Genomic DNA, 7248 nt, shown 5'->3' on the forward strand with positions numbered 1-7248 from the left:
ACAGCCCCTCGAGGATCCGTCCCCGGGGGGCTGTGCTCCGCCGCCGCGCTCAGCCCCTCGAGGATCCGTCCCCGGGGGGCCGTTCCGCGTCCGGGCCCGGCCCGGGGCGCGGCGCTCCCCGCTGGTAGGGTGGTGGATCCCTGCGCCCGCGCTCCTCCCGCACGAACTGGACCCATGCAGCACGAGATCCCGGAAGACGACCTCTCCGACCTGCCCGGCGTCTCCTACGTCATGCCCGTCCTCAACGAGGTCGCCCACGTGCGCGCCGCGGTCGACTCGCTGCTGCACCAGGACTACACCGGCCCCTTCGACGTCGTCCTCGCCGTCGCCCCGAGCATCGACGGCACGGAGCAGCTCGTCGCCGAGCTGAGCGCGGCCGACCCGCGGATCCGCGTCGTGCCGAACGAGGTCGGCTCCACTCCTGCGGGCCTCAACGCCGCGATCCGCGCCTCGCGCCACCCGGTCGTCGTCCGGGTCGACGCGCACTCCGTCCTGCCGCCCGAGTACGCGCGCACGGCGGTCGAGGCGCTGCAGCGCTCCGGAGCGGCGAACGTCGGCGGAGTGATGGCGGCGGAGGGCCTCACCCCGTTCCAGCGCGCGGTCGCCCGGGCCTACGGCTCCCGCATCGGGCTGGGCGGCACGCCCCACCACGTGGGAGGCGAGGAGGGCCCGGCCGACACGGTGTACCTCGGCGTCTTCCGCCGCTCCGCCCTCGAGCGCGCCGGCCTGTTCGACGAGCGCTTCAAGCGCGGGCAGGACTGGGAGCTGAACCGGCGGCTGCGCGAGCGCGGCGAGGTCGTCTGGTTCACTCCGCGCCTCACCGTCACCTACCGGCCGCGGCCCTCGATGCGCGCGCTGCTCCGGCAGTTCCTCTCGACCGGGATGTGGCGGGGCGAGCTCACCCGGATGTTCCCGGCCTCGCGGTCGCTGCGCTACTTCGCTCCGCCCGTGCTCGTCGCGATGCTCGCGATCGGGCTGCTCGTCGGGCTGGCGGGAGTCGTCCAGGTGCTCGCCGGAGCCGCGCCCTGGCTCCTGCTCGGGTTCGCGGTGCCCGCCGCCTACCTCCTCCTGGTGGCGGCGGCCACTCTCGTGGTCGCGCGGCCGGACGGCGCGCGTGCGATGCTGTGGTTCGCCGTGGTCATCCCGGCGGTCCACGTGGCCTGGGGGACCGGCTTCGTGCTCGGCTTCGCCGGGCTGACCAGCAACATCTCCGCCCACCGCCACCAGCCGCGGTCCGACTCGCCGAGGGGCGCATGACCACGACGACGAGACCCCGCTCCATCGCCGAGCTGCGCGCCGTCGCGCAGCCCCCGGAGGTGCGCGGGCGCCGCAACGCCGAGCACTGGACGGCGTCGCTCTACCTGCGCCGCTTCTCGCCCTACCTGACCTGGCTGCTGCTGAAGACCTCGATCTCGGCGAACGGCGTCACCGGGCTGATGATCCTGGTCGGCTGGAGCGCGGCGGCAGCCCTCCTGATCCCGGGGATCGCCGGAGCGGCGCTGGCGCTGCTCCTCGGCCAGCTGCAGATGCTGGTGGACTGCTGCGACGGCGAGGTCGCGCGCTGGCGCCGCACGTCCTCGCCGGCGGGCGTGTTCCTCGACAAGGTCGGGCACTACACGACCGAGGCGCTGATCCCGATCGCGCTCGGGCTGCGGGCGGCGGGCGTCCCGTTCGAGGCGCCGGCGGACTTCCTCTGGACCACGATCGGCTTCGCCCTGGCCCTGGTGATCGTCCTCAACAAGGCGCTCAACGACATGGTGCACGTGGCGCGCGCGAACGCCGGTCTCACGAAGCTGGCCGACACGAAGGGCGAGGCGGTGCCGTCCTCGTCCGGGCTGGCGGGGCTTCGCCGCGCGGCCCGCTTCCTGCCCTTCCATCGCCTCTACCACTCCGTCGAGCTGACGATGCTGGCCTTCGCGACCGCCCTCGTGGGCCTCGTCGTCGGAGCGGGCACGGCCGACCGGGTCCTCGTCGGGGCGCTGCTGCCGCTCGCCCTCCTCGCCCTGGTCGGCCACTTCGTCGCGATCATGGCGTCCAAGCGTGTCCGCTCCTGAGCCGCGGGTCGGCGTCGTCGTCCTGACGCAGGGGACCCGGCCCGACGACCTCGCCGCGGGGCTGGCCGGCGTCCTCGCGCAGGAGGGCGTCGAGCTGGACGTCGTCTGCGTCGGCAACGGCTGGGAGCCGGACGGCCTGCCCGAGGGAGTGCGCGCCCTGGCGCTCCCCGAGAACCTCGGCATCCCGGCGGGCCGGAACGCCGGAGTCGACGCCGTCGCGGGGGAGTACCTCTTCTTCCTCGACGACGACGCCCGGATCCCGTCTCCCCGCTTCCTCGTCGACGCGGTCGCGCTGCTCGCCTCGAACCGCCGCATCGGCCTGGTGCAGCCCCGCGTCGACAGCACGGACGGCACCCCGAGCCCGCGGCGCTGGATCCCGCGGATCCTCAAGGGCGACCCCCGCCGCTCCGGCCCCGTCTTCTCGGTCTGGGAGGGAGCGGTCGTGCTGCGGCGCGACGTGTTCGCCTGGACGGGCGGCTGGGCGGCTCCGTTCTTCTACGCCCACGAGGGCATCGAGCTGGCCTGGCGGGTCTGGGACACGGGTCGCACCGCCTGGTACGCGGGAGAGCTCGTCGCCCAGCACCCGGTCATCCAGCCGACCCGTCACGCCGACTACTACCGGCTGAACGCGCGCAACCGCGTCTGGCTCGCCCGCCGCAACCTCGCCGCACCTCTGGCGCTCGTCTACGTGGCGTCCTGGACCGCGATCCAGTGCCTCCGCTGGCGTCGCGACCCGGCCGCCCTGCGCGCCTGGTTCGCCGGCTGGCGGGAGGGATGGCGCTCGGATCCGGGCGGCCGGCGCGTCCTCTCGGCCCGCACGGTGCTCCGGATGGCGTTCGCCGGGCGTCCGCCGATCGTCTAGCATCGGGGAATCCGCCCCCGCCGGGGCCCCCGAAAGGACGACGGTGTTCGATTCGACCCAGCTCTCCCCGCCCGAGCGCGCCGAGGCGGAGACGACCCCTGCCGGACCGGACCTCCTCTTGGCGGTTCGCGAGCGCCTCGGCGCCGTCGACGACGAGTTCTCCGGCCGCCTCGACGAGCACCTCCCGCGCCTGGTCGATCTGCTCGCCACGGTGTACGCCGGCCGCGAGGACCTCGAGGACCAGCTGGTCGCGATCGTCGAGCTCGCCGCCGCCTCCTGGGAGGAGCGGCCCGAGGAGCTCCGCGCGCTCGACCGCGCCCGCGAGCAGCACCCGACCTGGTTCCTCTCGAACAAGGCTCTGGGCGGGGTCTGCTACGTCGACCGCTACGCGGGCGACCTCGAGGGGCTGCGCGCCGAGATCCCGTACCTCCGCGAGATCGGCCTGAACTACCTGCACCTGATGCCGCTCTTCGATGCGCCCGAGGGCGAGTCGGACGGGGGCTACGCGGTCTCGAGCTACCGGCGCGTGCGACCGGACCTCGGCGACATGGAGCAGCTCCGCGGGCTGGCCTCCGAGCTGCGCGAGCAGGGCATCGCACTCGTGGTCGACTTCGTCTTCAACCACACCTCGAACGAGCACGAGTGGGCGCAGCGCGCGCTGGCCGGCGAGCCGCGCTTCGAGGACTACTACTGGATCTACCCGGACCGGGAGCAGCCCGACGCCTTCGAGCGCACGACGCGCGAGATCTTCCCGGACGACCATCCCGGCTCCTTCGTTCAGCTGGAGGACGGGCGCTGGGTCTGGGCCACGTTCCACCGCTACCAGTGGGACCTCAACTACTCCAACCCCGAGGTGTTCCGGGCGATGGCGGGAGAGATGCTCTTCCTCGCCAATCAGGGCGTCGACGCCCTGCGGATGGACGCGGTCGCGTTCATCTGGAAGGAGCTCGGCACCACCTGCGAGTCGCAGCCGCAGGCGCACCTGCTGCTGCGCGCGTTCAACGAGGTCTGCCGCCTGGCCGCTCCGGCGCTGCTGTTCAAGTCCGAGGCGATCGTGCACCCCGACGAGGTGATCGAGTACATCGACGTCGAGGAGTGCCAGCTCTCGTACAACCCGCTGCAGATGGCGCTCACCTGGGAGGCGCTCGCCACCCGCGACGTCCGTCTCCTCTCGCAGGCCCTCGAGCGCCGGCACGCCCTCCCCGAGGGCACGGCCTGGGTCAACTACGTGCGCGGGCACGACGACATCGGCTGGACCTTCGCCGACGAGGACGCCGCCGAGCTCGGGATCGACGCGGCCGGCCACCGCCGCTTCCTCAACGACTTCTACACGGACCGGTTCGACGGCACCTTCGCCCGCGGAGTGCCGTTCCAGGAGAACCCGCGCACCGGCGACCGCCGCGTCTCGGGCACCACCGCGTCCCTCGCCGGAGTGGAGGCGGGCGACGCCTACGGGATCGACCGCGTGCTGCTCGCGCACTCGATCGCCCTGAGCACCGGCGGGCTGCCGCTGCTCTACCTCGGCGACGAGGTCGGCCAGCTCAACGACCACGGCTACCTCGACGACCCGACGACGGCCGGCGACTCGCGCTGGGTGAACCGGCCCCGCCGCCCCGCGGAGCGCTACGACGAGCGCGAGGTCCCGGGGACGGCCGCGAGCGAGGTCTTCGGCGGGCTGCTGCACCTCATCGCCGTGCGCAAGGCCGTGCCGATGTTCGCGGGCACCGAGCTGAGCGTCTTCGACCCGGTCAACGACCACGTGCTCGGCTACCAGCGCCCCGGCGACGGGGAGTCGGTGCTCGTGCTCGCGAACGTGTCGGACGAGGTCCAGGAGGTCGCGGCCGAGCGGTTCGGCGGGTTCGCCGCGGAGGCGGTCGACCTGGTCACCGAGATCGCGGTCGACCTGCGCGAGGGCTTCCGTCTCGCGCCGCTGCAGTTCGTCTGGCTGAGGGTGACCCCGGCCTGATCGGACCGCGCGAGGCCCCCGGCGCGGGGGCCGTCGCCGGTACCCTGGGGCGGATGACTCCCGCTCCCCGCGCCCTCCTCGCCCGCCTCCGCACCGACGCGCGACTCGCGCGCAAGGTGGGCGGCGAGCTTCTCGCGGCCCGCCGGGCCCGCCACGCGGTGACCCGGCTGCTCGCGGAGCGCGGGCCGCTGCCCGAGGGCCGGTTCGAGATCGGCGTCTACTTCGCCGACGGCGACATCAACCTGTACCAGCTGCGGCAGTGGTACCGGCCGCTGGCCGAGCTGGCGGAGACGCATCCGGTCGTGCTCCTCAGCCGCAACGCCGGCGCCGCGGAGGTGCTGCTGCGCGAGAGCCCGGTCCCCGTCGCCTACGTCCGCTCCGTCGCCGACCTCGAGAGCACCATCGCGAGCCAGCCGCTGCGGATCGTGCTCTACGTCAACCAGAACGCCCGCAACTTCCAGATGATGCGCTACGGGCGCCGCTGGCACGTCTTCGTCAATCACGGCGAGAGCGACAAGATGTACATGACGACGAACCAGTTCAAGGCGTACGACTACAGCATGATCGCCGGGGACGCCGCCCTGGCCCGGCTGCGCCGCGTGCTCTGGGACTACGACTTCGACAGGCGCGCCCTCGCCATCGGCCGTCCTCAGGCGGACCACTTCGCCGGCGCCGTGCCGTTCACGCCCGACGAGCGCCGCGTGGTGCTCTACGCGCCGACCTGGGAGGGCGACCGCCCCGCCGCGGGCTACGGCTCGATCCGGAGCCACGGCACGGCCCTCGTGCGCGGGCTCCTGGCCGACCCGCGGTTCCGGCTCGTCTACCGCCCGCATCCCCGCAGCGGCGCGGTCGACTCCGACTACGCCGCGGCCGACCGGGCGATCGTCGCGATGATCGCCGCCGCCAACGCGGCCGATCCGCGCGCCGGTCACGTGCACGACACCGGTGCCGAGCTCGGCTGGCAGCTCGCCGCCGCCGACCTCGCGATCCTCGACGTGTCGGCGATGGTCTACGACCGGCTGGCCACGGGGCGCCCGCTGCTGGTCACCCGGCCCGTCAGCGCCGAGGCCGAGGTCGACGAGAGCGGCTACCTCGGCGACGCGGAGTGGCTGCACGCCGAGGACGCCTCCGCGATCATCGCGCGGATCGACAGCGCCGAGCACGATCCGGAGTCGGTCGAGCGGCTGGAGCGCTGGGTGCACCGCTACTTCGGCGACACGTCGCCCGGAGCGGCCACGCGGCGCTTCCACGAGGCGATCGAGCACCTGCTCACCGAGTGGGAGCGGCACGCCGCTCTGCACCGGGGCGACGGCGCGGTCGACGACCACGATCCGGAGGGCTGAGCGGGCGGGAGCACCGCTCGAACGGCCGCGTCAAGGGTGGGCCGGTCGCCGGGCGGCCTCCCGGCGCCCCGCTACGCTCGTCCCATGATGACCCCGCGCGCCTTCGCCCGCTCCCGCCGGCGCCGGTCGGCACCCGCCCAGCCCGCGGTCGAGCCGGACATCGTGGTCTCCGCCGACCCGGAGAAGCCGGTCTTCACGATCCGCTCCTTCCGCATCGGCCTGTTCGGCGCGCTCGGCGTGCTGGTGGCGCTCGTCCTGGGCGGCCTCGTCGTGCAGCTGGGCACGGTGCTGACCTACATCTTCGTGGCGCTGTTCTTCGCGCTCGGCCTCGATCCGCTGGTCTCCTGGCTCGAGAGCAAGCGCCTGCCGAGGCCGCTCGCGATCACAGCGGTATTCGCCGCGGTGGTGCTGATCTTCGCCGGCCTGCTGGTCTACATCATCCCGATCCTGGTCGAGCAGCTGACGATTTTCGTCACGAGCGCCCCGCAGATCGTCACCGACATCGCCTCGCAGCAGTGGGTGCTCGACCTCGAGCAGCAGCTGCGCGGCGTGATCGACATCGACGAGCTGATCGAGAGCGTCCAGAGCTTCATCGGCAACCCCAACAACCTGCTCTCGCTCGGCGGCGGACTGATCGCGGTCGGGACCGGGATCGCCAGCGGCGTGACCGGCGCCGTCATCGTGCTGATCCTGACGCTGTACTTCCTCGCGTCGCTGCGCTCGATGAAGGCCGTCGCCTACCGCTTCGCCCCCGCCTCGCACCGCGCGAAGGCGCACGAGGTCGGCGACGAGATCACCGGCGCCGTGGGCCGCTACGTGGTCGGCCAGGTCTCGCTCGCCGGCGTGAACGGCGTGCTCACGTTCATCCTGCTGCTCTCGATCGGCGCCCCGGTGCCGGCGCTGCTGGCCTGCGTCGCGTTCCTCGGCTCCCTGATCCCGCTGGTCGGCACTCTCTCGGGTGCCGTGATCATCTCGCTCGCCTGCCTCCTGGCCTCGCCGCTGACCGCGCTGGTCGCCGCGATC

Annotated in this window: 6 protein-coding genes; all 6 read left to right on the plus strand. The window is 73.2% G+C overall.

Features of this window, described 5'->3' with window-relative positions; translation table 11 throughout:
* The first annotated feature begins 174 nt into the window (after nucleotides 1-174).
* Entirely contained in the window at nucleotides 175-1257 is a 1083-nt protein-coding gene (locus C5C82_RS13865) for a glycosyltransferase family 2 protein (RefSeq protein WP_181067779.1), read from the plus strand.
* The gene (locus C5C82_RS13870) at nucleotides 1254-2054 is read left to right on the plus strand and encodes a CDP-alcohol phosphatidyltransferase family protein (RefSeq protein WP_104223579.1); all 801 of its coding nucleotides are present in this window, start codon (nucleotides 1254-1256) and stop codon (nucleotides 2052-2054) included. Before C5C82_RS13865 ends, C5C82_RS13870 begins: the two co-directional genes overlap by 4 nt.
* Nucleotides 2041-2916: a glycosyltransferase family 2 protein gene (locus tag C5C82_RS13875; protein WP_104233189.1), complete on the plus strand. Its 876-nt coding sequence runs from the start codon at nucleotides 2041-2043 to the stop codon at nucleotides 2914-2916. The genes C5C82_RS13870 and C5C82_RS13875 overlap by 14 nt, the downstream gene beginning before the upstream one ends.
* Before the next feature lie 118 nt (nucleotides 2917-3034).
* Nucleotides 3035-4882 carry an amylosucrase gene (locus C5C82_RS13880; RefSeq protein ID WP_104257288.1) on the plus strand — a complete coding sequence of 616 codons (1848 nt, stop codon included), beginning with the start codon at nucleotides 3035-3037 and terminating at the stop codon, nucleotides 4880-4882.
* Between the two features lie 53 nt (nucleotides 4883-4935).
* On the plus strand, nucleotides 4936-6225 hold the full coding sequence (locus tag C5C82_RS13885) for a hypothetical protein (RefSeq protein ID WP_258059840.1): 1290 nt from the start codon (nucleotides 4936-4938) through the stop codon (nucleotides 6223-6225).
* An 84-nt stretch (nucleotides 6226-6309) separates the two neighbouring features.
* On the plus strand, nucleotides 6310-7248 hold a 939-nt coding region (locus tag C5C82_RS13890; RefSeq protein ID WP_104355235.1), incomplete at its 3' end, for an AI-2E family transporter.

Source organism: Rathayibacter sp. AY1D5, assembly GCF_002932515.1.
Classification (GTDB): Bacteria; Actinomycetota; Actinomycetes; order Actinomycetales; family Microbacteriaceae; genus Rathayibacter.

Bases quoted from the DNA above. Each gene is read 5' to 3' on its own strand.
- C5C82_RS13865 (WP_181067779.1), top strand. From the start codon at position 175: ATGCAGCACGAGATCCCGGAAGACGACCTCTCCGACCTGCCCGGCGTC.
- C5C82_RS13870 (WP_104223579.1), top strand. From the start codon at position 1,254: ATGACCACGACGACGAGACCCCGCTCCATCGCCGAGCTGCGCGCCGTC.
- C5C82_RS13885 (WP_258059840.1), top strand. From the start codon at position 4,936: ATGACTCCCGCTCCCCGCGCCCTCCTCGCCCGCCTCCGCACCGACGCG.